This is a genomic window from Nodosilinea sp. FACHB-131 (assembly GCF_014695395.1).
Lineage (GTDB): Bacteria > Cyanobacteriota > Cyanobacteriia > Phormidesmidales > Phormidesmidaceae > Nodosilinea.
This window is the reverse complement of the sequence record NZ_JACJOF010000012.1, coordinates 226,229-252,642: the sequence shown is the minus strand read 5'-3', so window position 1 is coordinate 252,642 and position 26,414 is coordinate 226,229. Positions and strand designations below refer to the sequence as shown.

General features: G+C 55.4%; 23 protein-coding genes. 11 read left to right on the top strand and 12 right to left on the bottom strand.

The window, feature by feature from the left end:
- Positions 1 to 582: 582 nt before the first annotated feature.
- Positions 583 to 945, top strand: a complete 363-nt coding sequence (locus H6F75_RS08350; RefSeq protein WP_190751056.1) for a hypothetical protein — start codon at positions 583 to 585, stop codon at positions 943 to 945.
- 385 nt (positions 946 to 1,330) lie between these two features.
- Entirely contained in the window at positions 1,331 to 1,636 is a 306-nt protein-coding gene (locus H6F75_RS08345) for a hypothetical protein (RefSeq protein ID WP_190751054.1), read from the top strand.
- Positions 1,637 to 2,070: 434 nt separating this feature from the next.
- On the opposite strand, the gene H6F75_RS08340 is transcribed toward H6F75_RS08345, so the two are convergent.
- The 4 genes from H6F75_RS08340 to recO form a co-directional block, all read right to left on the bottom strand.
- Positions 2,071 to 2,715: a hypothetical protein gene (locus H6F75_RS08340; protein WP_190751052.1), complete on the bottom strand. Its 645-nt coding sequence runs from the start codon at positions 2,713 to 2,715 to the stop codon at positions 2,071 to 2,073.
- Positions 2,716 to 3,046: 331 nt separating this feature from the next.
- Positions 3,047 to 4,204, bottom strand: coding sequence for a glycosyltransferase family 4 protein (locus H6F75_RS08335; protein ID WP_190751051.1), 1,158 nt, complete (start codon positions 4,202 to 4,204; stop codon positions 3,047 to 3,049).
- 156 nt (positions 4,205 to 4,360) lie between these two features.
- The gene (locus H6F75_RS08330; protein WP_190751049.1) at positions 4,361 to 5,833 is read right to left on the bottom strand and encodes an MFS transporter; all 1,473 of its coding nucleotides are present in this window, start codon (positions 5,831 to 5,833) and stop codon (positions 4,361 to 4,363) included.
- Positions 5,834 to 5,880: 47 nt separating this feature from the next.
- On the bottom strand, positions 5,881 to 6,720 hold the full coding sequence (recO, locus tag H6F75_RS08325; protein WP_190751047.1) for a DNA repair protein RecO: 840 nt from the start codon (positions 6,718 to 6,720) through the stop codon (positions 5,881 to 5,883).
- Between the two features lie 370 nt (positions 6,721 to 7,090).
- Between recO and H6F75_RS08320 the strand changes: the two genes are divergently transcribed.
- The 3 genes from H6F75_RS08320 (at position 7,091) to H6F75_RS08310 (ending at position 9,213) form a co-directional block, all read left to right on the top strand.
- Positions 7,091 to 7,276: an NAD(P)H dehydrogenase subunit NdhS gene (locus H6F75_RS08320; RefSeq protein ID WP_190751045.1), complete on the top strand. Its 186-nt coding sequence runs from the start codon at positions 7,091 to 7,093 to the stop codon at positions 7,274 to 7,276.
- Positions 7,277 to 7,284: 8 nt separating this feature from the next.
- Positions 7,285 to 7,941, top strand: coding sequence for an HAS-barrel domain-containing protein (locus H6F75_RS08315; RefSeq protein WP_190751037.1), 657 nt, complete (start codon positions 7,285 to 7,287; stop codon positions 7,939 to 7,941).
- A 90-nt stretch (positions 7,942 to 8,031) separates the two neighbouring features.
- Positions 8,032 to 9,213 carry an FAD-binding oxidoreductase gene (locus H6F75_RS08310; RefSeq protein ID WP_190751035.1) on the top strand — a complete coding sequence of 394 codons (1,182 nt, stop codon included), beginning with the start codon at positions 8,032 to 8,034 and terminating at the stop codon, positions 9,211 to 9,213.
- On the opposite strand, the gene murB is transcribed toward H6F75_RS08310, so the two are convergent.
- The gene (murB, locus tag H6F75_RS08305; RefSeq protein ID WP_190751033.1) at positions 9,210 to 10,121 is read right to left on the bottom strand and encodes a UDP-N-acetylmuramate dehydrogenase; all 912 of its coding nucleotides are present in this window, start codon (positions 10,119 to 10,121) and stop codon (positions 9,210 to 9,212) included. The genes H6F75_RS08310 and murB overlap by 4 nt on opposite strands.
- An 83-nt stretch (positions 10,122 to 10,204) precedes the next feature.
- Positions 10,205 to 11,734: a UDP-N-acetylmuramate--L-alanine ligase gene (gene murC / locus H6F75_RS08300; protein ID WP_190751032.1), complete on the bottom strand. Its 1,530-nt coding sequence runs from the start codon at positions 11,732 to 11,734 to the stop codon at positions 10,205 to 10,207.
- A gap of 532 nt (positions 11,735 to 12,266) precedes the next feature.
- On the opposite strand from murC, the gene H6F75_RS08295 reads away from it, so the two are divergent.
- Positions 12,267 to 13,280 (top strand): type I glyceraldehyde-3-phosphate dehydrogenase, encoded by a 1,014-nt coding sequence (locus H6F75_RS08295; RefSeq protein ID WP_073610639.1) that lies wholly within the window; start codon positions 12,267 to 12,269, stop codon positions 13,278 to 13,280.
- A 121-nt stretch (positions 13,281 to 13,401) separates the two neighbouring features.
- Here H6F75_RS08295 and H6F75_RS08290 read toward each other — a convergent pair whose 3' ends face one another.
- A complete protein-coding gene (locus H6F75_RS08290; protein ID WP_190751030.1) occupies positions 13,402 to 14,358 on the bottom strand; it encodes a tetratricopeptide repeat protein in 957 nt (318 codons plus the stop codon).
- A 364-nt stretch (positions 14,359 to 14,722) separates the two neighbouring features.
- On the opposite strand from H6F75_RS08290, the gene H6F75_RS08285 reads away from it, so the two are divergent.
- Positions 14,723 to 16,342, top strand: coding sequence for a radical SAM protein (locus H6F75_RS08285; protein WP_190751028.1), 1,620 nt, complete (start codon positions 14,723 to 14,725; stop codon positions 16,340 to 16,342).
- Positions 16,343 to 16,446: 104 nt separating this feature from the next.
- Here H6F75_RS08285 and H6F75_RS08280 read toward each other — a convergent pair whose 3' ends face one another.
- Positions 16,447 to 16,902, bottom strand: coding sequence for a pentapeptide repeat-containing protein (locus H6F75_RS08280; protein ID WP_279308293.1), 456 nt, complete (start codon positions 16,900 to 16,902; stop codon positions 16,447 to 16,449).
- Positions 16,903 to 17,100: 198 nt separating this feature from the next.
- Entirely contained in the window at positions 17,101 to 17,520 is a 420-nt protein-coding gene (locus tag H6F75_RS08275; protein ID WP_190751024.1) for a thioesterase family protein, read from the bottom strand.
- Positions 17,521 to 17,753: 233 nt separating this feature from the next.
- Here H6F75_RS08275 and H6F75_RS08270 point away from each other — a divergent pair, with 233 nt between their 5' ends.
- The gene (locus tag H6F75_RS08270) at positions 17,754 to 18,611 is read left to right on the top strand and encodes a universal stress protein (protein ID WP_190751022.1); all 858 of its coding nucleotides are present in this window, start codon (positions 17,754 to 17,756) and stop codon (positions 18,609 to 18,611) included.
- 281 nt (positions 18,612 to 18,892) lie between these two features.
- On the top strand, positions 18,893 to 19,609 hold the full coding sequence (locus tag H6F75_RS08265) for a heme oxygenase (biliverdin-producing) (protein WP_190751020.1): 717 nt from the start codon (positions 18,893 to 18,895) through the stop codon (positions 19,607 to 19,609).
- A gap of 124 nt (positions 19,610 to 19,733) precedes the next feature.
- Here the strand turns inward: H6F75_RS08265 and H6F75_RS28450 are convergent, their stop codons facing one another.
- Positions 19,734 to 19,856 carry a hypothetical protein gene (locus H6F75_RS28450; protein WP_277874244.1) on the bottom strand — a complete coding sequence of 41 codons (123 nt, stop codon included), beginning with the start codon at positions 19,854 to 19,856 and terminating at the stop codon, positions 19,734 to 19,736.
- A gap of 223 nt (positions 19,857 to 20,079) precedes the next feature.
- On the opposite strand from H6F75_RS28450, the gene lnt reads away from it, so the two are divergent.
- Positions 20,080 to 21,576: an apolipoprotein N-acyltransferase gene (lnt, locus tag H6F75_RS08260; RefSeq protein ID WP_190751018.1), complete on the top strand. Its 1,497-nt coding sequence runs from the start codon at positions 20,080 to 20,082 to the stop codon at positions 21,574 to 21,576.
- Between the two features lie 26 nt (positions 21,577 to 21,602).
- On the opposite strand, the gene H6F75_RS08255 is transcribed toward lnt, so the two are convergent.
- Together H6F75_RS08255 and H6F75_RS08250 are read right to left on the bottom strand one after the other, a co-directional pair.
- Positions 21,603 to 22,352: a cupin domain-containing protein gene (locus H6F75_RS08255; RefSeq protein ID WP_242019805.1), complete on the bottom strand. Its 750-nt coding sequence runs from the start codon at positions 22,350 to 22,352 to the stop codon at positions 21,603 to 21,605.
- Between the two features lie 68 nt (positions 22,353 to 22,420).
- Positions 22,421 to 24,718 carry an NACHT domain-containing NTPase gene (locus tag H6F75_RS08250; protein ID WP_190751016.1) on the bottom strand — a complete coding sequence of 766 codons (2,298 nt, stop codon included), beginning with the start codon at positions 24,716 to 24,718 and terminating at the stop codon, positions 22,421 to 22,423.
- Positions 24,719 to 25,325: 607 nt separating this feature from the next.
- Here H6F75_RS08250 and H6F75_RS08245 point away from each other — a divergent pair.
- A complete protein-coding gene (locus tag H6F75_RS08245) occupies positions 25,326 to 26,354 on the top strand; it encodes a DUF2207 domain-containing protein (protein ID WP_190751014.1) in 1,029 nt (342 codons plus the stop codon).
- Positions 26,355 to 26,414 lie beyond the last annotated feature (60 nt).

Genomic DNA, 26,414 nt, shown 5'->3' with positions numbered 1-26,414 from the left:
TGGCCATTCTTGACGGTCCGTTCGGAGGTGCAGTCAGGGCAGGGCAGCATAGGCATCGTTGCGTAGCTTCTTAATCACCCTAACAAATTCATCATTACCTCTAGAGTTCTACCGGAGGATTTTGGTAGTGCGGTCTATGCCTACAAGGCTGCAATAGAGCAAGTCTCTAACCGTTGATACAAGCTCGTGTAGATTGCGAGACCAAACGTTGACGAATAAGCCTTTAACAAGGCTTATCCAGCACAACTCACAGATAAACCCTCTCATCTAGGGCATTATCCGTCAAAGGCGACAGGTAAAATTTCAAAGTAGGGACTTATCTAGCAAATCTGACACATACTACATAGTTAGCTAGCTTCGATAGTTGGATGAGACATTACTCTAGAATTACCCGTTGAGGCAGAAAATTGTTACAAGTTATAATTTGCAGACAGTGAGTTAGTAACAATCCCAACAGCTTAGAAACTGGAAAGGAGTTCGCTTATGCCGTCGCTTAGAACCACTCTTCTTGTTGACAGTATTGTTTGCTTTATTTATGGAGCAGTGTTGACGATAGCGGCAAGATCACTCTCTACCGTGTTTATGAACACTACTGTATCTTTGCTTGGTTATCCGCCTCAAGAAGCACTTAGAGTTTTAGGCTTGTGTGTTCTAGGAATCGGGCTGTATGTTTGCGTTATTGGTTACACAAAGCAAATCCTACCTATTGCAGTTTGGTTGGTCATTGGAATTGAAATTGTTTGGATAATTGGCAGCATATTGTTGCTGGGTTGGGTTGGAAATGCGCTCTCTTGGATAGGTGTCGCTTTTATCGTCTCAGGGGCAGTGACCGTTTTTGGATTCATGGTCTTTGAGTTAATTGGCCTTCAATCCTTGCGACGAGGCTATATTGACCTTACTAGAGAAGATTTAGGTACTGAACCACGGTCATTGGGTAGTGATTAGCGTTCCGTGATGTTGAAATGAGATTGAGTGTTGTGATGGCTAGCAACCGCGCTGCACCGGAACACCTAAGAATGTCAGTTGAACAATGGAAAGCATCTGTGTCCGGTGAGCGCACTATTAGCCCGTTGAGTCATCGGTGGAGTGAAATTGCAAAGATCCCAGAAGTACCCTTAAGGGTAATACCACCGCTGAATAGTATGTTCCATAGTGGATATAGAAACGAACCAACGAAGAGCTTCAAACTCGTTGGATGCCTGGAAAGCTACATGCTGAGAACTCACAGCATTTGGTTGTTTCTATGCAATGCAGCAGATGAGCAGAAATCTTAGTGCTGGATTCCAGGCTACTTGTCGCTTCTGATCACAACTATAAGGAGAACAAATTTATGATTCGCACCAAGCGCATTGAAGCAGGAGATTGGAGAACCGTTGAAAGCTTTTGGAATGCCAATGGCAAGGCCTTTTTCAAGCTTCCCGTCGGTGCTTCAATCAAAGTTCGTTATGGCGTGGGCTTTCTAGGATTCGATAGCCAGAAACAAACTCTTGACGGCTCAGGCTATAAACAATTATCAGTCGGAACTGGCTCGGTCGCACGCGCCAGAATGCAAATCAAAGTGTCTCAAACCACGAATATTACCTATGACGTTTACGGTGGCGGCGTTGCTGTTACAACCCCAGAAATCCCTTTTTAGGTAAGACTCAAGCGGTAATAATAGGCTTGTTGGGGCGCTCGAGAAGCACCCAACTGATTAACTGACAAAAGTTAAGGTGTAGGTTGGCGTTGAGCGAAGCAAAGCTCAGCGCCAAAGACAATTTCGATGGGTTAGTGCCAGAGTGGCCCATCCACGGTGAAGCTAAAGAGTTAACAGCTTCACCGCGTTAAAACTCTCGGTGACCATTACAAGACTTAAAAATGACTTAGAGCGATCGCGCTACACTTATGAGATTGCGCCGACTGGGGAAACGAAAAAACAATGCCCCAATCAGCAGAGTACTCACGAAAGTGTTGTGGGAGGTTCACAAATGACGAAAACCTATACCGGAGGCTGTCACTGCGGTGCAGTTCGTTCAATCTAGCTAGCAGTAGACAAGGCCAATACCCTAGTCCATCGTATTATCAGACAAATTACGAGGCGGTGAAGCCTTTACAGGCTACTTTGGTTGACTTCGATGACGTTGGAGCAAACTTGAGGATATCAGGATTTGGTCTGGAGCGATACTGTTTCTTTGCTTCATACTGCTCGTTGATCTCAACCTGTCTGTGACAAAATTCGTAATCCTCCTGAAAGCGCTGATAAACCTCCTCATAGGGAGATTCAATGCCAAAATCTAGCTCCTCGACTTCTAACAAATGCAACATTTTTTCGAGCAGTCGCACCCTGACTTTGAGGTGATCGAGCCTCGGTTCTGCACACAATTGCAACCGTTCAAGGTAAGACTGAATGGAAAAATAGGAATTGATATCAATTGCAAAATCTTTGGTGCCATTGCTGCGAATATAGCTCACCACTCGTCCAATCGCTTGGTATCCGCGAAACCGCTCAAGCTGGGTGTTGGCCTGGGCTTTTTCACCTAAATACAACCAAATGTGGCCCAGTGCTCTCATTTGCGCCTTACAACCTTTGTAAGGCACCACTTCGACATGCTGCAATAGACAAGCCCTATCGCCAGTTCTGCTAGCCGTTTCCCAATGACTTAAGTATCCCTGAAAGCGCACATTTTGCCCTAGCCAATCGGCAAGCGGCCTACGGGCGATCGCTGACTTCTGCATCCTGATGCTCCCCTGACCCCGATTTATTTGCTCTTAGAGGCCAATCCGTTATTTTTTCAGATTGCCCAACTGTGAGCCCATGATCTTAAAAGCGAGGGTAGAACTCAGGCGGTAATGATGGGTTTGTTGAGGCGATCGAGAAGCAACCAGTCATGCCACTGCATCATCCCAACAGCAGCTTCAAGCGGACAGCTCAGGACAGTCATACATGCAACTCACCCAACATGAGGTATCTGCCATGGATAGGCGATGGGTGAGGGCAGAGCAACACGTCAACGGCGGCGGCATGAAAGGGCGATCGCCTAAACACCCTTCTACAACCCCCTCCCCCTTAGGCCCGCTGCCCACAGACCAGCCGCTGTTCCGCCGTCACCTGGCTGTACATGGTCTCTAGGGCAGAAATATTGTCCTTCAGCGTGTAGCGCTGGAGCACTCGCTCGCGGGCTTTATGCCCTAGAAGCTGAGTGATTTCGGGATGGTCGCGCAGAATCGGCAGAATAGTTTGCAGCTGAGTTGACACCCGCTGGGTGTCAAGCACAATGCCTGCCCCGTCGGCCAGCACTTCGCCATCAGCTCCGGCATCGGTGGCAATACAGGCAGCACCACAGGCCATGGCCTCCAGCAGCGACAGCGACAGCCCTTCTACCAAGGAGGGCAAAATGAACCCATCTGCCGCCCGCAAGATGTCGATGCGGCGCTGCTCGTTAGCCAGGTAGCCCAGCCAGATAATGTCGTTCTCGTCGCCGTAGTATCGCTTCAACGACGCCTCTAGAGGGCCACTGCCAACGATCGCCAGCTTGCAGTTTGGCCCCATGTCAGCCTGCCGCCAGCCCCGCAGCAGGGCCTCTACATTCTTCTCTAGAGAAACGCGGCCCTGGTATACAAATAGCTGGCGGGCGTAGAGATCGGCCTTGACGGCCGACGGCCCCGGTGAGTAGCGGCGGGTGTCGACTCCATTAGGAATTACGACCAGCGTAGCGTCGGGCACCCCAAGCTTGGTCAGCAGATCGCGCTGGAGGTCTGAGAAGACGATGACGCGATCGTAGTTGGCCAGACAGGGCGCATAGAGCTGGTAGGTGAGGTGCTGGGTGCCCGAGGTCAGGCTGCGCACCCGGCGATCGAAGGCGGGGTGAAAGGTGGCCACCAGGGGAATATTTAACTCAGCACAGATCTCTGGCAGCCGAAAATCGAGCGGCGACAGGGTCAGCGACGCATGCACCAGATCGGGTCGAATGCGCTCTAGCGTCTCTGCCAGCAGTTTGCCTGACTTCAACGAAGGAATGGTGAGGATCTGCGACTTGAACAGAAAGGGCAGCGGCACTTCCTGCGATCGCTCCGCATAACTTCCCCGGCTGTGGCCATCCTGAGACTGGGCAAAATGGAGAAATGTCACTCGATGACCGCGTTCAAGCAACGCATTGGTGACCTCTCGGCCATAGGTGACGTTGCCGCAAAAGGGCGATTTTTTGCCAAGCCACGCGATGTGCATGCTGTTCAGCGTTATCCGTTAACAACCTAAACTAGCGCCAGCAGAATGCCGCCGCGAATCGCGGAGCGTTCCGGAACTGACTCGGAGCGAGTATCCGTTTCGGAATCGCCCAACCCGTAGCCTCAGCCCGCAGATCCTTTGGTAAAAAAATGAAACCTAGCCCGGGGCCTGGGTCTTTCTCATTGCCGTATCGGCAATATACCAGGTTACTACTCCCCCTAGTCCTACCAGGGCTCCCATGCCGACAAAAACATTAGCCAAACCCAAGTGTGCCTCTACCACGCTAGCCAAGGCTAGCGGCAGACTCAGGGCAATGTTGACCATGTTGTTCTGCAATCCAAACACTTTGCCGCGCATGGCTTCTGGCGTTTTTTCTTGAATCAGAGTCTGCATCGGTATGCCGACAAAGGCACCGCACAGCCCCAGCGTGGCAATAATCGCCATAGACGCCCACAGTTGCTGAGTCGTCCAGGCCAGGGAAATGAGGCACACCCCCATTCCGATGGCACCCCACAGGCTCAGGTAGCGCCTCGGAAAGCGCGGCCCAAAATTCCCCACCAGCACGGCGCCTAGGCCCAGGCCCAAGCCACCCGCCGCTAGCAAAAAGCCAAACTGCGACGCCTTGAGAGCGGGGATCATCTCCGCCAGACGCACCGCTAGCACCGCCAGAGCCGCAAACACCGACGACAGCAGCACCAGCTGAATGATCGCCACCCGCACCTGCACCTGCTCCCCTAGGTAGCGCCAGCCGTCTTTGATGTCAGCCCAAAATTGAGACAAATCTTCGTGGGCAGCAGATAAATTCTCTTTCCCCGGATGCATCGTCATTAGGCACAGCCCGGCCACCATATAGCTCAGGCCAACCAAGATGGCTGGGCCGTTGTTGGCTATACCGAGGGCCAACATCAGGCGATCGGCTAGGGCCAGCAGCGGTTCTCCCACAGCGAACCCCACGATCACCGACGCCATCATAGTGGTGGTATAGAGCGAATTAGCCGAGAGCAAATCGCCCTCGGCCACAATGAGAGGAATAATCGACTGCTCTGCCGGGGCAAAAAACTGGGTCAGGGTAGAGATCAAAAACGTTACGACCAGCAGCAGCAAAAAGGCCACAGGTAGCCCTAGCACTGGCCCCCAGCCCGCCGTTAGCCAAATCCCTAGGGGCAGCGCAATTACCAGGCCGCCGCGCAGCAGATTAGACCACACCAGCACCGGACGCTTACGCCAGCGATCGACAAATACCCCCGCCAGCGCCCCAAACAGCACGGCTGGCACGGTAAAAGCAATCATCACCGCTGACACCCAGCCGCTGATGGTCTGCCCAGGGGTCTCATATCGAGCGGCGATGATGGCAATCATCAGCACCAGATAGACTTTATCGGCCAGCTGCGAAAAGAGCTGTCCAGTCCACAAAATTAAAAAGTTGCGGTTTCGGAAAATGGCCCGAAACCCATTCTCACGCTCCGAATCAGCGATCTCAGATACAGGAGCAGCAGGCAAAGTGGCAGTTTGGGCTCTGGAGTCTGCCCCAGCGCCCAGGTCGGTGCCATGGCCAGACCCTCGATCCTCTGCCTTGGGCAAATGGTTTGCCTCGTTAGCCTCTGTATTAGCTTCAAACTCACGGAGCATGGGGTAACCAACGAACCTGGGCACTGGGCGGCGCAATATCCAGCAGTTTAAAGGGTAGCTAAACAGACATCAACTAAAGCCGCCGACCGAATGGGACGTTCAAAGTAGTTCTCAGTATATTCTCGCAGAAGCCGCTCGACTCGTGCCCACAGCTGCTGGGTTTTTCCAGGCTGTGGGGCTTGGTTCTCTAGCCCCACAGGTAGGGTAGATAAAATCTCCGGCTTGGTGAGCTGCTGAAGTAGGGCCACATCGGTGGCGGTGAGCAGCAGGGGGCGCTTAGGGGGTTGACCATAGTGGCCTTGCCCTTCACCGAGCTGAGTAGCCCCGTCGGTCTGTACCAGTCCCCCAGATTCAGAACTAAATTCTACTCGCCAGGTGGGATCGAGTAGATTGGGCACAATCTCATTCCGGCTGAGGGTGCATCGGTGCACCTCTGGAGCCACCCCTGCCAGGGCCAGCAGGTGATATAACCCATGGCACAGGCCCGCTAGCACCGCCCCTGATGACGCCGTTTCAAGCCGTTCTAGATGTTCCACAAAGACATGAAACAGATCGCTCTGGGGAGAATCGCTGAGGGCCATCAGCAGCACGACCTCCGCCAGATACTGGCTGGCTGTGAGCCGGGACAGGTGCCGGCTCAGCCCAGGAAAGGTGCGGACGGTTTCGGCCTGAATGAGCTTGTCAAGACGCTTGCCCTTGACCACCAAACATTCGTTGATGACAAATAGATCGCTGCGACCGCCCAGCCGCGACTGGTGCTTGCGCGACCCCGGTGCCACCGCCCGCACCAGCCCGTTCTCAGGGGTAAGGATGGTGAGCAGGCGATCGGTTTCCCCTAAGGGCATAGCTTTGAGGTTGATGCCAGTGGCTTTGTAGGTTTGGCTCATAGGGCAATGCAGGGCTAGAGCCTTAGCATAACGCTCTAGCTAAGAAAGGCTCGGCCCTATGCAGGTTGGGCGGCGTAAAGGGCGATCGCTCGAAGAGCCAGGCTAAAACTCAAGGAAAGTTCTGCCCTGGCTACCGGCTTAACACTGCTGAGCGATCGCACCAAGCTAGAGCATTCTGCCGAGATAGACCTCTGGGGTAGAGGTTGCTTGCACCAACGCAACGAACAGGGCAACACAGTTTTGCAGGACAACTAGGAACGACCGTAGCTCATAGCGCTAGCCAATTCTAAGCACGAAATACGTTGCCAGCCATAGGCCAGTTCAGCACATTGCCTTAAACTGTAGAGGCAGATCAAAAGCATTAGTCATCATGATTTTTCCTGGGGCTCCGGTTACGGTGATCAATGTCAACGATACCTACTACGGTTTTCAGGGTCTGGTGCAGCGCATTACCGACGGCAAGGTAGCGGTGCTGTTTGAGGGTGGCAACTGGGATAAACTGGTCACCTTTGAAATGTCTGAGCTGGAGCCGGTGAGCTCTGGCAAGCGGCGCTAGGCACCGCTATGCGCTTACCCCTGCCTCAAACTACGGCCCCAGCGCGGCAACCCAATCACATCGCCGAGGTGATAGAGACCGCCACCACCGAATTTTTGGCCCAGTGCCTTGAACCCGAGGCCCTGGCGTTTTCGGCCATGCCCCCCTTTGGCAGTTGGGTCACCGCCCTGGATGAGGAGTCGGGCAACACAGTCTACGGCGTGGTGTATCACGCCACCACCAGCCCGATTGATTCGGTACACCGGGCGCGGGCACTGGGGCTGTCGCTTGAAGATTTGCGCCAGCAGCAGCCGCAGATTTTTGCCATGCTCAAGACTGAGTTTAAGGCAGCGATCGTGGGCTTTCGCGCCCCCGATCTGGCCGGGCGACCCCAGGGGCCGATCTTTCAACACCTGCCGCCTCGGCCGCCTCAAGTGCACCAGGGGGTGTACGCCTGCTCGCCTGAGGTAGTCATTGAGTTTACCGAGCAGCTCGATTTCTTGAGAACCCTGCTGGCTATGGGTAGCGCCCCAGTAGACAGCTTGGTGGCGGCCGTGCTGCGCCAAGGCTACCAGCTCCGCAAGCTCGATCGCGCCTGGCTGGTGCAGGCTGGCCGTACCCTCAGCATTTTCTTGAAGGACGACTACGATCGCCTGCGGATTATCCTGGGTCAGATCTACGCCTAGGGTTTCACGTATAAGGTCTATGGTTTCAGGCGAGGAACCTGCTGTTCCCTTAAACCTTAAACCCGGTTTCCTAAACCTTCGTGATTAACTATGCAAACCTTTGACTGGGTTGTGGTCGGCAACGGTCTGGTGGGGGCAGCGGCCAGCTATGAACTGGCTCGGCAGGGGTTGTCTGTCCTGCTGATCGATCGCGCCCTAGAGCCCGGCAACGCCACCCGCTACAGCTACGGCGGCATCCCCTACTGGTCGGGCAGCACGCCTCTCACCCAGCAGCTCTGCCAGGAGGGCATTGCCAAACAGCGCCAGCTCAGCGAAGAACTGGAGGCTGACACCCAGTTCCGCGAGCTAGATCTGGTGCTGACCCTAGCGGCGGATGGGGATCCTGATGCCGCCGCTACCGTCTATGCTGACTGCGCAACGCCACCGAACTTTGTGTCGGCCGCCGAGGCCCAAGCGCTGGAACCGTTGCTGAATCGGAATGCGATCGCCGGAGCTTTCACCGTGCGCCACGGCCATGTCTCCCCAGTGGCCCTGGTCAGCGCCTACAACCAGGCCTTTCAGCGCTTAGGCGGCACCCGCATGATTGCAGCTGTGGTGGATGTGGTGCGGATCAAAGATCGCGTCACCGGCGTTTTAACCGCCGAGCAGGCCTGTCCCGCCAAGAACGTTCTGGTGGCGGCAGGGGCCTTTAGTCGAGCGCTGCTGCACCAGGCCCAGGTGAAAATTCCGCTCTACCATACCCACGCTGAGCTGATTGAAACGCCGCCGCTTGATCTCCAGCTGCGATCGCTGATTATGCCCGCCCAGACCGAGCGCTTTGCCCTGGAAGCTAAAGCCAGTCAGCCCGACATTGACGAGCAATGGGATGAGCCGGGCCATGAAGTCACCCCTGCCATTCTCGACAGTGGGGCAGTTCAGTTTTTAGACGGCCATGTCTGCCTGGGCCAGATCAGCCGCACGCTGACCGATCCAGATGCAGAGCTGGATGAAGCAGAGAGCGATCGCACCATGCGGTCTGCCATGGCGGCTCAAATTCCTGCCCTGGCCAATGTGCCGGGCACCTGGCGGTGCTGCCGAGTCAGCTTTAGCCGTGACGGGCTACCCTTAGTAGGAGCCATCCCCGGCGTGGAAGGGTTACACGTTATGGCCGGGTTTAGCGCCCCCTTTGTATATCTGCCGCCGGTCGCCCAACGCTTTGCCCAAACCGTGGTGGGTGAGGCGGATAGTGCGATCGCCGCCATGGCCCTCAATCGATTTTCTAAAGCATCTTAAAGGCTTGGGAACTCGCCCATAAACTTCACTTCGGTTTGCAGACGAATGGCCCAGCGGGCTTCTACCTCATCCTGCACATAGCGAATTAGGTGCTGAATATCCGTGGCGGTGGCACCGCCCAGATTCACAATGAAGTTGGCGTGGCGCTCAGACACCTGGGCGTTGCCGACGCGGTAGCCCTTTAGCCCAGTTTTTTCAATCAGCGTCCCGGCAGTGTGGGGATAGGGGTTGCGAAACACGCTGCCGCAGTTGGGCAGGTCGTAGGGCTGGGTGGCCCGCCGCTGGTTGAGGCCCGCCAGGGTGTCGGCCACCACCATCTCAGGGTCGTGCCCCGGCTCTAGCTGAAAGGTGGCATCCAACACCACCCGTCGCCCGCTTTGCAGGATGGAGGTGCGGTACTGAAACGCCAAATTATCGGGCGTCAAAGTCACAATGCCCATCTCTGGGTCGAGCACGGTGGCTGAAACCAGCACATCTGCTGCGCAGCCGCCATGGGCACCGGCATTCATCACCACCGCGCCGCCCACCGTGCCGGGAATACCCACAGCCCACTCCAGGCCGCGACAGCCGCGCTTGGCGGCCTTCCAGGCTAGGGTGGGCAGCGGCTCACCCGCTGCTACGGTGACGCGACCTGTTTCGCCAAACTCAGTGCCGCGCCAGCGACGGGTGCAAAGCACCAAGCCGGGGATGCCGCGATCGCTGATCAGCAAATTCGACCCTGCCCCCAGCGGAGTGATCTTGAGGTTGGCCGCGCTCGCCCAGTCTAAAGCCTGCTCCAGTTCGCTTTGGTGATGGGGCATCGCCAGCCACTCCGCCGGGCCACCTACACGAAACGTGGTCAGCTGCTGTAGCGACACCTGTGGTTTTAGGCAGACAAAATTAGGAGCGACTCCAAGGGTTTGGTTCATGGTCCCAGCTCTCAACAGTCGTTCCCCAGGCTAGCCAACTCCGTTGCGATTCCGGCACGGATCGCTCCGCGAATCGCCGGGGCCTAACAGGCCTCCTGCAGCGAGGGCACCTCGGCCTCCGCGTAGTAAGCCATCACCTGAGGAATAATCTGATTGAGGTTGCCCGCCCCCATAAACATCACCAGATCGCCGGGCCGCAGGCTGTGGGCTAGGGCTGCCTGAATGTCGTCTAGGGTGTGACCGTACAGGACCCTTGGGTGAGCGTGGCTCACGGCATCGGCCAACTGGCGACCCGATACTCCAAAGGTATTTTTCTCGCCCGCGCTATAGATATCGGCCATGATTACCTGGTCGGCGTCGACAAAGGCATTGGTAAAGTCGTTCAGCAGCGCTGCCGTACGGCTAAATCGGTGGGGCTGAAACACCGCCACCACACGGCGGCTATCCTGGCGGCTGTCGACTGGCAGGGTCTGATCGACTTTAATGCGAGCCGCCGCCAGGGTGGCGCGAATTTCGCTGGGGTGGTGGGCATAGTCATCAAAAAACTGAATGCCGTTGTAGCTGCCCCGGTGCTCAAATCGACGGCGAGCGCCGCAAAACTTCTCTAGCCCCTCGGCAATTGCATCGAAAGCAATACCCAGGTGCCGTCCGACGGCCACAGCAGCTAAGGCGTTGCTGAGGTTGTGGCAGCCCAACACCCGCAGACGGAGGCGACCCAAGGGCTGACCCAGTTCCCAAACCAGGGCTGAGGTGCCCTCAGCCCCAAACTGCAAGTCGGTAACGTGATACGTCGCGCCGCTGTCGGGGTTGAGGCTATAGGTGACATCGGGCTTAAGGCTGGTGCGTACCACCTCACAATCGGCGCTAGCGACCAACAGACCGCACTGGCGCTGAAAGGTTTGAAAGATCTGCACCACATCTTCCAGGTCGCGGTAGTGGTCGGTGTGGTCTAGCTCAATGTTGGTAACTACACCAATGCTGGCCGATAGCTTCGCCAAGGTGCCATCTGACTCATCTGCCTCAGCAACCAGGTAGGGACTTTGGCCAAGACGGGCATTGCCGCCCCAGCTCGACACCTCACCGCCCACCACAATGGTGGGATCGAGGTTGGCATTCAGCAGCAGGTGACCAATCATGCTGCTGGTGGTGGTTTTGCCGTGGGTGCCAGCAACGGCAATGCTGCTGTACTCACGAATCAGGGCGGCCAGCAGGTCAGAGCGGTGCAGAATAGGGCAGCCCAGCTCTAAAGCCGCTTGGTATTCTGGGTTACGCGTGTCGATCGCGGTGGAACAAACCACTTGGGGAGTAGCGTCTGGAGCTATCACTGGCACAGCCACCTTTGACCCCACTCCGCCAGATCCAGCTCGACCCGCTGCAGTGGCGAGGACCGGCTGATTGGTGGTGAGAAAATAGCTTAGGTTAGCGGCTTCTTGCTGCCAGAAAATGTGGGCACCGGCCTCTTGCAGGCGACGGGTGATGTGGGTTAAGCGTAGATCGGATCCCGATACGGGCAGGTTGCGCTTGGTCAAGATGTAGGCCAGTGCCGACATGCCAATACCCCCTATCCCAATGAAATGAAAGGGTCTGCCGGTAAAATCTACGGAAATCGGCATCGTTACACTCCTTACAACACCACACCACACCAAGTGTCAGGCGTAATCATAGCAAGAATTGCCGAATTGGCCTAAACATCGGTATTAGCCTTGGCTGGCGGCAGTTCCAGCGGTTTTTTGATTTTGATCCCTAAGGGGGATGTGCCGCGAAAACGTTTCAACTGCGCCTTGGGATGTCCTCTGCTCAGAGGTCTACTACCCCTCGGTAGAGAAGATCGGGCTGGCAAAGGCGGGCTAACGCTCACTAATCTTCTTCTATTAATAAAGAGGCCATCAGGATGGCATATCGATTTTCTATGTGAAATGAATGGTTAAAGTAGAAATACTTATGCTATCGCCTAGGACTGATCCTGCGAACGGCCAGGGACACGGCGATCGCCCCGTTCACTCTATAGAGATCTCAGTGCCCATCTTAAATTCTAAATAGATTCAGTTCAATGGCTGACCCCTATAAAGTGGATCATGCTTTGCGATATTATGGTGTCGTCTAAGAATAGATACCTAGTCCGACTACAACAGAGGGTTAAACGCAGTGGTTAGAGTAGCAATTAATGGTTTTGGCCGCATTGGCCGTAATTTTCTGCGCTGCTGGTTGACGCGCGAGAACAGCCAGCTTGAGGTGGTCGCTATTAACGATACGTCTGATCCTAAGACTAACTCCCACCTGCTGAAGTATGACTCGATGCTGGGTCGGCTAGACGCCGATGTCAGCGCTGGCGAAGACACGCTGATTGTCAACGGTAAGACGATTAAATGCTACTCCGATCGCAACCCCAACAACCTGCCCTGGGCCGCCTGGGATATCGATCTAGTCATTGAGTCCACCGGGGTCTTCGTCAGCGAAGAGGGCGCCTCTCGCCACATCGAAGCGGGCGCCAAAAAAGTGCTGATCACTGCACCGGGTAAGGGCGGCGGCATTGGCACCTACGTTATGGGCGTCAACCACCAAGAGTACACCCACGATCGCCACAACGTGGTCAGCAACGCCAGCTGCACCACCAACTGCTTGGCCCCCGTAGTCAAGGTGCTGAACGACACCTTTGGCATCATCAAAGGCACCATGACCACCACCCACAGCTACACCGGCGACCAGCGTCTGCTCGATGCTAGCCACCGTGACCTGCGTCGGGCCCGTGCCGCTGCGCTCAACATTGTGCCCACCACCACTGGGGCAGCTCAGGCTGTAGCCCTCGTGATTCCTGAAATGGCGGGCAAGCTGAACGGGATCGCCCTGCGTGTACCTACCCCCAACGTATCAGTAGTCGACTTGGTGGTTCAGGTAGAGAAGCCTGCGATCGCTGATCAGGTCAACCAGGCGCTGAAGTCTGCTGCCGAAGGCCCCATGAAAGGCATTCTGGCCTACAGCGATCTGCCACTGGTCTCCATCGACTACCGCAAGACTGACGAGTCTTCGATCGTTGACTCTAGCCTGACCATGGTGATGGGCGGCGACATGGTGAAAGTGGTGGCCTGGTACGACAACGAGTGGGGCTATAGCCAGCGCGTAGTTGACTTGGCTGAGATGGTGGCTGCCAACTGGAAATAGGCGCAACGACGGCCTGCTACTTCAGGCCGTCGCCAAATAATTTCAGTCAGTAGTTAGTAAAAGGGGGACGCAGGTTTGCGTCCCCCTTCTTTTCTAGAGAGGAGATTTGAAGCGTGATGGACTACACCGAGGTCAGCTCGGGCCGCAGCACCGCCACCCGCGCTTCGCTAAGGGCGACATAGCTGCGCTTGAGGTCGTCGAGTAGAACGGCGGCTCCCTTGGTGTCGCCCAGAGAGCAAGCAATCGACAGGTGGTGCTGAAGGTGCACGATCGCCCGGTTGTGATCGCCCATGGCAATGCTGGCCAGGGTGAGCTGGGTGAGAATACGGCGGTTGGTGCGGTTGTCGGTAGCCCCCTCGCCGCTTTCGCTGATGGCTAAAAAGCGCTCGTAGCAGTCGATCGCCTGGGCATACTCCCGCAGGGTGAGATAGGTGTTGCCCAGGTTCTGCAAAATTTGCAGCGTGGTGCTGCGGTCGCCTAGGCTGGTCGCCATCATCAGGCTGGCTTCATAGAGGGTCGCAGCCTGACGGGTAAGCCCCTTGGCTCGGTAGATCATGGCCAGGTTGTTGAGCGATCGCATTTCGCCGGGGCGATCGCCAGTTTTCTTCGCTAGGGTCAAGCTTTGGCCCATATATTCCAGCGCCCGCTGCAGGTTGCCCAGGTGGCGGTAGCAGTTGCCCAGGTGGCCCAGGGTCTGCTGCATGATCGCATCGTCACCGATCTCGCGAGCAATACGCAGGCACTGCCGCCCATAGTCCGCCGCCCACAGATAGTCAGCCACTCGGTAATACAAGCTGGCCAGAGTCAGTAACACCTTGGCTTGGCGCTCTTTGTCACCCAGGTTGCGGTAGCTCTGCAGCGCCTGCTGCAACAGCGATAGGGCCGGAGTGTATTGCCCCTGCCGCAAATGGGCGAGCCCCTGCTTTAGCCACTGGGACGCTTCCGCCGCCTGGCACTGTTGGTAGCCTTCAGCAATGCGCTCGGCTTGGGCTAGCAGAGATGGATCTCGGGGCACGCTCACCGTAGTCTCGTCGACGAGAATATAGGTGGGGCGGATGGGAGGCATGGAGGAAGTCATAGGCCGAAGCCGCACTGCTGCGGTAGCGTTTAACGAAGTGTTATCACGGTGGGAGAGTCTGGTAGATCGCGTTGTCTTAATCGTAGGTTTATACATCCTGAGTCGACACCGTGCTTTTACGACATCTTTGCTAGGGAAGACCTCACCTCCTGCGCAAATCAACTGATCCAAGCTGGGTTTGTGGGAGCAGACGTATCGTTTTCTAACCTCCTTCAGTCAATGGCTGGCTGGATCGTTCCAGGCTCTGATAAAGCATCGTTGTGCGGCCTGTAATTCTACGGACTGCTTGCCAATACCCTCTAGGTGGGTGAAGACGGCTGCCACTGACTACACTGGAGAAGCCTTAATTTGTGTAACATTGCCCGTGCCCTCCCTTCCCCTTCAGGATGAAACGCTGCTGTTTGAGCCCACCACTCCCCAGGAGGACGCGCTGGCGGTGGTGTTTGCCTTCCCCAACGAGTACAGCGTGGGCATTACCAGTCTGGGCTATCAGGTGGTGTGGGCTACTCTGGCTCGGCGGAGCGATGTGCAGGTGAGTCGGCTGTTTACCGATGGACATGAGCCATTGCCTGCGGCGATAGATGTGCTGGGTTTTTCGCTGTCATGGGAGCTGGACTACGTCAACCTGCTGATGCTGCTAGAGCAGCTCAACATTCCACTCTTTGCGAGCGATCGCACCGCCGATTACCCCCTGGTCTTTGGCGGCGGCCCGGTGCTCACGGCCAACCCTGAGCCCTTTGCCGATTTCTTTGACGTGATCTTGCTGGGGGATGGTGAAACTCTATTAGATGACTTTTTTGACGCGCTGGTTGAGCTCAAGGCTGCTTCCCGTGCCGAAATCCTGCGGCGCTTGGCTACGGTGCCGGGGGTCTACGTGCCGTCGCTCTACACTGTCAGCTATGACGGCCCCACCGGCGGTGTGCGAGCGATTCATCCGGTCGATGTCGATGTCCCTGCTGCGGTGCAAAAGCAAACCTACCGAGGCAACGTGCTGTCGGCATCGACCGTGGTCACTCCCCACGCCGCCTGGGAAAACATTTTTATGGTGGAGGTGGTGCGCAGCTGCCCAGAGATGTGCCGCTTTTGCCTGGCCAGCTACCTGACGCTGCCCTTTCGCCCCGCCAGCCTGGAAGCATCCCTGCTACCCGCCATTGAGCGGGGGCTCGCCGTCACCAGCCGGGTGGGATTGCTGGGGGCTTCAGTGACTCAGCATCCAGAATTTGACCAGCTACTCGATTATCTAAATCGGCCCCAGTTTGACGATGTGCGGGTAAGTCTTTCCTCCGTGCGGACTAACACCGTTACCCCTAAGCTGGCTGAAACCTTAACCCGCCACGATAGCCGCTCGATCACCATTGCGATCGAGAGCGGGTCAGAGCGGGTGCGCCAGATCGTCAACAAAAAGCTCGAAACCGACGACATCGAGCGCGCCGCCGTCAACGCCAAGGCCGGGGGGCTCAGCGCCATGAAGCTCTACGGCATGGCGGGCATACCGGGTGAAACCATGGACGACCTGGAGCAGACCGTCGCCTTGATGCTGCGGCTTAAGAAAGCCGCCCCCGGCCTGCGGCTCACCTTTGGGTGCAGCACCTTCGTGCCCAAGGCCCATACCCCGTTTCAGTGGTGCGGGGTCAATCGCGAAGCCGAGAAGCGGCTCAAGTATCTGCAAAAGCACCTGCGCTCAAAGGGCATTGACTTTCGGCCCGAGAGCTACAACTGGTCGGTCATTCAAGCGTTGATTTCGCGGGGCGATCGCCGCCTCGGCCCCCTGCTTGAACGGGTGCGCCACTATGGCGATAGCTTAGGCAGCTACCGCCGCGCCTTCAAAGACTTCCAGGGCCAAATTCCACCGCTAGAGTACTACGTTCACGAAGACTGGGATCTCGATCAACCCCTGCCCTGGGATCACCTGCTGGGACCGCTACCCAAGGCCACTCTACAAAAACACTTTGACTCAGCTGGGGTGAGCGCGATCGCAGTCTAAGGCGACTTCTGCAAAACCTTTTCCCCAATGGTGGGCAGTGCCCACCCTACGGTGGCTACTCGCTCTACCCATCCACCCATCCACCTGCCCACTCATCTACTCCCCTACCGGCAGCCCAAACTATCCCTCGTCGCCACCCCAGTGGTCTCATTCACGCCGTCGGCGTGCTTGCACATCTGCGCGGTTTGAAAGCGATCGACAATCGCCCCAGAGAAATCGGCTCCAGTGATATTGGCATCGCCAAAGCTGCTGCTGGTGAGCAAAGCGTCAATCAAGATGGCATTAGAGAGGTCGGCCCCGTCAAAAATGACGCGATCGGCAAAGGTGCCCGTCAGGTCGGCCCCAGCCAAGTTAGCCCGCAAAAATGACGCCTTGGTGAGAATGGTTTTGCTCAGGTCGGCTTTCTCAAAGTTGGCCTCCCGCATTTCTGCCGCTGCAAAGGAGGTGCCCGAAAGCTGCTTACCCGAGAAGTCGCGGAAACTGAGGTCGGTGAGGGTGTAATCAACCGTGTTGTCCTGGGCCTGGGCGGTGGGGGCCACGCCGAGCCACCCGGCAATCATGATGATTAGGGCACAGACGACAGCAAAAGCTTGGGGGAGGGGAAGAAACATATCCGAGGCAACCGTAGGGTGGGCAAAGGACGCTAGCGCGTACCCACCGGATCTGAGATCTAGGGGGTGATGGGCACGCTGCGCTTTGCTCATCCTACAAAAGTTTTGAGGCAAAGTTTTAGGGCTGTGCCGTAGGGGAGCTAGGCCTCAGAGTATGGAATCTAGGGCAGTCTGTAGGTGCTCGGGCAGGCGGCGCAGTATGCGGCGGGTCTTGAGGTCTACTGGAGCTAGCGTGACGGTGCCCTCGATGCAGGTCTCTTGGGTAGCGGCGTTTTGAATGTCGTAGTACCAGAGGATGCGGACCCCTTTAGCCGGTTCAAGGCGAGCTTTGACTAGGGCGGTGTCGCCGAGGGTGAGCGATCGCCGATACTTTAGCCCCAAATCGACTACCGGCAAATCGACCCCGGCCTTGACCCAATCGGCAAAGGTGAGCCCGCAGTCGCTGAGGTAGTTTACCCGGGCTTCCTCCATCCAGGCGATGTAGGTGCCGTGCCAGACAAGGCCCGCATAGTCGGTGTGGTGGGGTTGCACAATGACCCGGTGTTCATACCAGTGGGACTGTTCCATTTAGGGCCGCCAAGCAGCGGGCAAACTCTACTACAAATTATGAATCGCGCCAAAATAGGCTCAAACCCGATGCCTATGATGATTGAGAACACCTTAGCTCAGTTTTATACCCCGTTGAGCCGGTGGTTTGAGACAGGTGGGAGCAGGCCTCACCCCAAGATTTCTCAGTGGCCTTAGCTCGGGATGACGTTCCCATCGTTCTCAACCCTTAAGCGCAACCACACGAGGACACCATGATCGAAAAAATTCTTTTGGCCGACTCTGGCACTGGCAACACCGAAGCCATGATGAAAGCACTAATGGAGATCCCCTTAGTGCAGCGAGCTTCAGTGACGGTGCTCCACGTAGTGCCATCCCAGGTGTCTGCGGAGACCATGGCCGAGCGGTGGGAGGCTGGGGGTCGCACCCTGGCCAATGCCATCACCAACCTCAACCTCGACCCCGGTCGGGTAAACGCCGTATTGCGGGAGGGCGACCCCAAGGACGTGGTAATCCAGGTGGCTGATGAGGTCAATGCCGATCTGATCATCATGGGCTCTCGCGGGTTGCAGGGGCTCAAGGCGATTCTCGAAAATTCTGTCAGCCAATATGTGTTTCAGCTGTCGTCGCGGCCCATGCTGCTGGTCAAAGACGACCTCTACAGCATTCGCCCCATAAAGCGGGTCATGGTCGCTATGGATAAATCTGACTCAGCACGTGAAGGGCTAAATATTGCCATTTCGCTGCTGCGCGATGTTAAGGGTGGTGAGCTTACCCTGGTGCATACGGTCTCTAGCCTCAAGACCAAACCCTTTGATGTGGTCAGTACTGACCCCAGCCAAGACCCGATTTTGACGGCGGCGGCAGCTGAAGCGAAAAAGTACGGTATTGCCTACAAGCTGTCAGCCCCCGAGGGCAAGCCGGGTCGCCGCATCTGTCAGCTAGCCGAAGAGCGCAACGTGGATCTGATCATTCTGGGTTCTCCCGATCGCCGTCCCACTATCGCCAAGGGCCTGCCCGACCTAGACAAAGTGCTGGGTGAATCGTTGACCGACTTTGTGCGGGTATATGCCCCCTGCCCGGTGCTGCTCACTCGAATGGCTGCCAAATAACGCCTAACTGTTGCGTCCTTGCCCAGAGCAGTAGGGGCGCAACGGTAAATTCCCCGATCAATTTTGAGAAGAGCCTGAGAGGGGCGTGACGTTGGGTAACTGCCTGTAAAAATTCGTAATGCAAACGATCGTCAAATAAGTCTAAGTTAAACAAACGTGCCTTTGTCATGGCATGTTGCGGCTTTGATAATCAGAAGTCGATGTGTCTGGCTAAAGCATTGTCTAACCGAAACTCCGTTTAAACCTCACCTTTTAATTCACCCTAGAGCGAGATAGTCAGCATGAGCAGTAACCTATCCACCGAGCTGCGCGAAGGCACCAAGAAAGCCCACACCATGGCCGAAAACATGGGCTTTGTGCGTTGCTTTTTGCGGGGTGTGGTTGAGAAGAACTCTTACCGCAAGCTGGTGGCCAACTTCTACTACGCCTACGCGGCGATGGAAGAAGAGCTAGAGCGTCACAAAGATCATCCGGTTGTCTCTAAGATTTACTTTCCTGAGCTACACCGCAAGGCATCTTTAGAGTCTGACCTGGCCTACTACTACGGCCCTAACTGGGCAAATGAAATTTCGATGACCGCCGGTGGCCAGCGCTATGTCGATCGCATCCGCGAAGTGGGCAACACCGCGCCTGAGCTGCTGGTGAGCCACTCCTACACTCGCTACATTGGCGATCTGTCGGGTGGGCAAATTCTCAAGGGCATTGCTCAGCGGGCGATGAACCTCTCTGAGGGCGAGGGTACGGCGTTCTACGAGTTCCCCGAAATCTCGGATGAGAAGGCGTTTAAGGCCAAGTATCGTGAGTCGATGGATGCGGCTCCGGTGGATGACGCCATGATTGCTCGCATCGTCGAAGAGGCTAACGATGCCTTTGGCGTCAACATGCAGATGTTCCAGGAGTTGGAAGGCAACTTGATTAAGGCGATCGGTCAGATGCTGTTTAATACGCTGACTAGCCGCCGTCGTCGGGGCAGCACTGAGCTAGCGACCGCTGAGTAGAATCTTCGGTTTATTCCAAATCGTTGGTTTCTGTTTTCAACTACCGTATTGAGGAAGTGACTCGCCGTCGCTTCCTCAATTTTTTGAGGCGTAGGGTGCATTTGCGCAGCAATGCGCCGCTAACTTAGCGGAGAGCAATGGGTTTTAAAGCCAGATCTACCGCTGGGGGCGTTTCGATTGCCCCCAGACCCCCTCGACCAGGGCCGTGCCGCCGCCCTGGACCCAACGGAAAGGATTGATCTGCCATCGGTTTAAACCTCTGTATTGCCAACTGACTAATTTGCGACTTTGGTCAGTACTGTAGGGTGGGCAATGCCCACCGTTCGAGCAGACACTTGTAAGACAACCATAGGGTCGGGTTGGAAGAATAGCTGAGGTTGAAAATGAAGGTGGCAGCAACTTTTTTACGAAATCTTGGCTCTGGTTGGAGTTGGCGGCAGGCTGGTCTAGTTGCCCTCAGTGGAATTTTGATGGCTTTGGCACTGCCACCATGGAGTCTCTGGCCACTGGCTTGGGTAGGGTTGGTGCCTTTGTGGTGGATAGTGTTAGCGACGCCGCAAGTCGGGTTGGCGGCCGCCTATGGGCTGCTGTGGGGGCTGGTGTATTACGGCATTTCGCTGGCTTGGATTACCCACCTGCACCCGCTGATGTGGATGGGGGTGCCTTGGGGAAGTAGCGTGGCGATCGCGCTCTCCTCTTGGCTCTTTATCGTTGTTTGGGGTTCCGTCTGCATTGCTGTCTGGGGTGGCGTAGTAGCCTGGGCATCGCACCGCTGGCCGGGGCGTAATCTATGGCTCATTCTCGCCGGTACTGCCCTGTGGTGCTTCCTCGAAGCGCTACGCAACCACAGCCCCCTCGATTGGTCGCCCCTCAGCCTCACCCAAAGCCCCAACAACCTGTGGATTTTGCACCTAACCCGCCTGTCGGGGCCAGGAGCCATCACCGCCATTCTAGTTGCCACCAACAGCCTCCTCGCCCTCGCCTTTTCCCCATCCACCCATCCACCCATTCACCCATCCACCCGCCGCTCCCTCGCCCTCACCGCGATCGCGCTGGTACTGCTCGGGCATACCCTCGGTGCCACCCTCTACGCCCGCACCGAAGCCGTTTCCGCCACCCAGACCCTTGGCCTCGGCCTAATTCAAGGCAATGTGCCCACCCGCGAAAAGCTGACGCCCCAGGGGGTTAACCAGGCGTTGGAGGGCTACATCAACGGCTACCGAGCCCTGGTGGCCGAGGGGGTAGATGCGGTGGTGACGCCAGAAGGAGCGCTGCCGCAGCTGTGGAATCCGAATGCGCCTCAAATTGCGGCTATCATTCGCACGGTGGAGCAAGCCGGAGTGCCCCTGTGGTTAGGTACTTTCGCGCCAGTGCCGGGGGAGGGGCGATCGCAGTACACCCAGAGCCTGCTCGAACTGCGGCCCGACGGCCAAACCCACGGACGCTACGACAAGGTGCAGCTAGTGCCCCTGGGCGAATACGTGCCCTTTGAGGCGGTGCTGGGCGGCCTAATCAGTCGTCTGTCGCCGCTGGATAGCTACCTAGTGCCAGGGGCATCCGGCCAGCGGTTTGAGACTAGCGTTGGCCAGGGTGTTGTCGGCGTGTGCTACGAGTCGGCCTACAGTCGGCTGTTTCGCCAGCAGGTGAGCAGCGGCGGCGAGTTCATGGTCACCGCCTCCAACAACGACCCCTACCCAGTCTGGATGATGATGCAGCACCACGGGTTTGACGTGCTGCGGGCGGTGGAGAGCGATCGCTGGGCGCTGCGCGTCACCAATACCGGGCTTTCTGGCCTAGTCGATAACCACGGTCGCACCCTGTGGCTGGGGGAACCCCACACCTATCTCACCCACCGCGCCACCCTCGATCGCCGCCAAACCCTGACTTCCTACATTCGCTGGGGTGACTGGCTGACGCCGCTGTTGTTGGGCTTGACCCTGGTGCTGGGGTGGCGAGGTAATCGGTGATAAATGACCCTAGAGGGCGATCGTTGCTACTCAGAGCCTAGGCTTGACAACAGCAGTTCGACCGGGGTTTGAATCTCAGGTAACTCTGCCGCACTGATGCCATCTACGAGAGTACGCCGCAGCATGGGGTTGTCGCGGTGGTTAAAGCCTCCCTCGCTGTCGGGGTGAAACACCACTATGGTCAGGGGACTGTCGGCAGTGCAGAAGCAATGCAATTGGCCCGCCGAAATCCAAAAAACGTCGCCAGCGGCAACTCTAGCCGTAGTTTCTGGGGTTTCGACCACACCGGCCCCAGCGACAACCAGACCTAGGCGATCGCTGGGATGGGTATGCAGCGTTTGCTCAACCCCAGGTGGGAAGTACATGGCGTTTAGGCAAGGGTCGCCCACAATCACTGGAGGAATCAGCAAACTGCTGGTGCCGCCATCGATGTAGGCCAATCGCCCTGCTGGCTCCAGGGGGCCACCAAGGCTAAACATGCCCCGGTAGGTCGGGCAAGTGATGACTAAGCCAGTGGCACCTTGCCCCTTAAGCTGGCCGGTTCCAGGTAGACAAAAATACATGCCTTGGGCCAGTTCAAAGGCCTGGGTGGTTTTGCCCTGGCCCTCTTCTCCCTGCCGTTCTAAGGTCGGTGACCCGGTGTAAACGAATCCGAAGTGCGTACCGGGACCAGCTAGTGTCACGCCGTCCTGCCAAATACTCACGGTGCCTGGGTAGCCCTCAGGACCCAGGTGTTTGACCGCAGGGGTAGCAACAGAATAGAGGGTGAAAGTCATCGCAAATACAATGGTGAGTTGGCACAGGGTTCGACGTTTCGGCCCCTCGCTTAGGCCTCACCTCTATGCTAAGGCAAAGGCAAAAACAGAGAGGCTTGAAGCGATTGACGCTGCTTGGGAGACAGCATACAGCCATTGCTCTGGAGACATTGAACCAGGAGCAGCGTTGTCGTGTAGTACTGCTTGAGCTGAGATTTTTCTGAGGGAGTGAAATGCCAGTCTTGGCCAATATGGTGGCGATTCTTAGCAACTTTGCGGGCTTGATCGGCCACCTGTTGCACGGTCTCGTCGTCGGCAGTGTGGCCTTTAAGCCGCTGCCTGAGGGTTTTGAGGGTTTGACGGGCTGGATTGTCCAACCCTCCCGAATCTAGGGCAATTTGAATGGCAATCGACATAACGGCATTAGCCGAACTGGCATGAGTAATTTTGGCTTCGCGATCGGCCTGAGCATCGTAGGCTTGGGCGACGGCAATGGCCTCGGCCAAGTCCATATCCTCCATCATGCGAGTGAGAAAGCTGGCGCAAACCAGCAGATTAACGGTTTTGTCGAGGGCCAGGGCCACAGCACGGTTTTCATCGATATCGAAATCAATATCGAAGCAGAAGGCGCGGGCAGCAGCGGGATTAAAGGGGGCAAATTCGGGGGCGGTGGCGCGATCGCTCACCTCCTGCAAAAACTGCTGTAGCCGGGGCGAATCGGCCAGCAGTTGGTCAATGGTCTGCTTCAGCGGCAGCAGCAGCAGCGAGGCATCCCGCAGCATTTCTGTGGTGAGTAAAATCACCTCTCGCCAGCGTTTGTCTGTCCCATGGCTTGCCAACTCTTGAAGAGCCTGCTCCAGCGCAAGGCTATTTATGGCGATCTCACGGGCCACAAAAAACTCGTGGAACGTGAGGTGAGAAAAGGAGTAAATACCCTTCGCTCGCTCGATCAATAGGCCATGCTGAGCCTCAATCGACCGCAAAATAACCTCGCTATCAATTTGTAGAGCCTCAGGAGCGTCATCGGCTCCAGATAGGTTGCAGATATAGTCGGCAATATGTCGTTCAGCAATATTTTTTTTGAAGAACAGATCTTTCCCTTTAAACGTAATTAGCGCCAGATAACTCAGCAAGTCTTCTTTGCGCAAATGAGATAAGTTCTTGTAGACCTGATCACGCTGAATACCGCGTTTCGCATCCCACTTTTTCAGCAGAGCATCGATGCCCTCTTTATAGAGCTCGGAACGGCTGCCAGGAAAGCCGCCTGACTCTTCGAAGGCCAAACAAATCAATGTCAGCAGCAGAGGACTTGTGGCTAGTTGCTTGATGCGAGGATGCTGGTTAAGCTGCTTGAGAAACTGAGCTGGCTTGACTACCTTCTGATCAAACCATTTAGACGCAAACGCTTCAATTTGAGCCTGGTCGAAATCAGCAACCTCAACCTCATTAAACTTCTCAAACACATAATCCCAGGCCGCAATTCGACAGGTTATGATAAATTGGTTTTGCCAAAAATGTTCTGAGAAAGTCCTGATTTCTTTGATAACATGCTGGTGATCTTCTCCTCTAACTTCATCTAACCCATCGAGTAGTAGTAGCGCCTTGCCAGCAGCAAATAGTTGCTGAAAACTATCGGCTAAGTTTAAATTAGCGGTTTCAATAGAATAGTAATAATCAGCGATGTAGCTTAACAGGCTGGGTTCATCCTCCGCTTCGGCAAAATCTTTCAGTGTTATAAAGATAGGCACACAGTCCGGTTCAAACTTTCCTTCATTGCACTGAATAGCCAGGTATTTTAGAAAGGTAGTTTTGCCTGCCCCAGGCTTGCCCAAAATGATTAATTTTCTATAGGTCTTAACAGCGTCTAAAGCGGGCATGCGCTCTTCGGCAATTGCCCCTAGGCCGAGACGCTCAAAATCACCATCGCAACTGTGCAGCAACTCTTCTACGCGTCGGTAGCGGCGACCGGAAATTTGCTCCAGGATGTTGACGCTGGCATAAATATCGTTGACCGCCACGGGATGCGACATGTCGAGCACCCGCATAGTGCCACAGCGCTCACGAATGCTGGGGTAGACCTGCTGTCGCAGGGTTTGCACCAGGGTATCGAGACTGAGTTGGGTAACGGTAGGGTGGGGTACTGGATTGGGGGCAATGGCGATGGGGTTGGCTAGGCCTGCAATCGCCTGCCAGTCCAAACCAAGGCGATCGCAAATCTGCATAAAAATTGTCTGGGAAATTGCCTCTGCTTTAAAGAAATTGGTGATTGGCTGACGACTACAGCCTACTTGCTCAGCTAAGCGAGCCTGAGTTAGGCCCATGCGGGTGAGAGCCTGACTGGCCATCTCAACCCCCTGGGACGTAGCCCTGAGGGAAGGCTTTGCCATCACAAAATTCCTAACCTACGACGCCTTTATTCTAGTCAACCCAAGCAAAGCTCAGGCATTACCCTGACAAAAGCTTAGTCTTATGGCCTATTATAGGATTTAATCAAACTTTACTTTACTTTTATTCATTATTTAAGTAGGATTTACCTCATCAGTTCCACGGCTCCCATAGGCAAAACCTTCGGTAAGGCCTGATCAAATGCGATCGCCCTCGGGGGGCATTGCTATCTGATTAGTCGCGCATCAGTAATCAACTTTTGCCTGCTGTTGCTAGTTCTACGGTGCTCACTATGCAATCCACTGGCTGACCCACAGGGGCGATCGCCCATCCCGTGGCGTAATTGTTTGAACCGGTTGTTAGACGGCTGAGGTTACGGGCTGGGAAAAACTTGCAAAGTCACTGGTTGGCATCCAGCTTTTTGTAAAACAATAAATTTCATACCTAGCTAAGTTTCTTCAGTAGATAGACCACTGAAAGCAGCTTTTCTCAGAGGTAGGGTTTATAGATAACCGATTAATAAAGATAAACTCTCATCCGATAAAGCTATGCAAGCAAATTTACGTATTTTCGTTGAGCTAGCCAGATACTCAATACGCGGGTTACTTTATGTTTAATTCTCAAAAACTTTGCCGAATTGCAGCTGTAGTTATTGCAACTTTGGTAGCTATTCTGACTTTAACTGTTCATGTTAGTGCATCAAGTGTTCCATTCTACTGGAATTTCATTCAGGTAGAAGTGGATGTTCAACCTAATGGCGATATGTGGGTGACAGAAATACAGAATTATGTTTTTACAGCCAATTATACAAACGAACGCTATCGCTACGTTCCGTTGGACATGGTGGATAACATTACAGATGTCACAGTCACAGAAAATGGACAGCAAGTTAATGCAACGACAGGAACTCAAAATAATCAACTGTGGATTCGCTGGCAGCATTCTCTGAACTCACCTGAATCCCATGTGTTTGTGGTTAAGTATCGGGTTGTCGGCGGACTACACGTTAACGGTGACAAAACTCAGGTTTATTGGAAAGCCATTTTTGCCGATCGCGAAGCCCCTGTCCTATCTAGCGCTGTTACTGTTCGCTTACCCAATGTTCTGTCAGGTCAAGTCCTCGGCTACAGTGCCTATGGGGTTCCCGCTACTAGCCGAACGATTGATGGAACAACATTTGAATTCGTTGCAAACCAGACATTGCAACCTGGGGATGAGCTTGAAGTACAGGTTGTCTTCCCTTCATCAATTTTGCATCTGCCTCAACCGCAATGGCAGCAGATCGGGTTTGATGAACTTGACGAATTTCAATTTTATTTAGATGCCTTCCCCGTATTAATAGGCTTACTAATTCCAATCTTCCTTGTGAAGATGATTACCGATGGTCATTGTCCACGTTGTAGAAAGTTTACGCTCAAAACTCGATCTGAAGTCTTGTTTCATCCAACATCTCAATTCAATGGCACTAGGCGAGTCATTCAACACTGCAACAATCGTGAGTGTTCTTACCATCGCGAGTTTGAAGAAACTATTTTCTATAGTGATGGCGGCGGTGGTGGCGGTGGCGGCGGTGGCGGTGGCGGTGGCGGCGGTGGCGGTGGTGGTGGTGGTGGTGGCGGCGGTGGTGGTGGTGGTTGATTGAAAGCCGTCTAACAGTTGCGGTGCAGCAGATTGAAGAAAGCCGTTGATGCTGAGTCC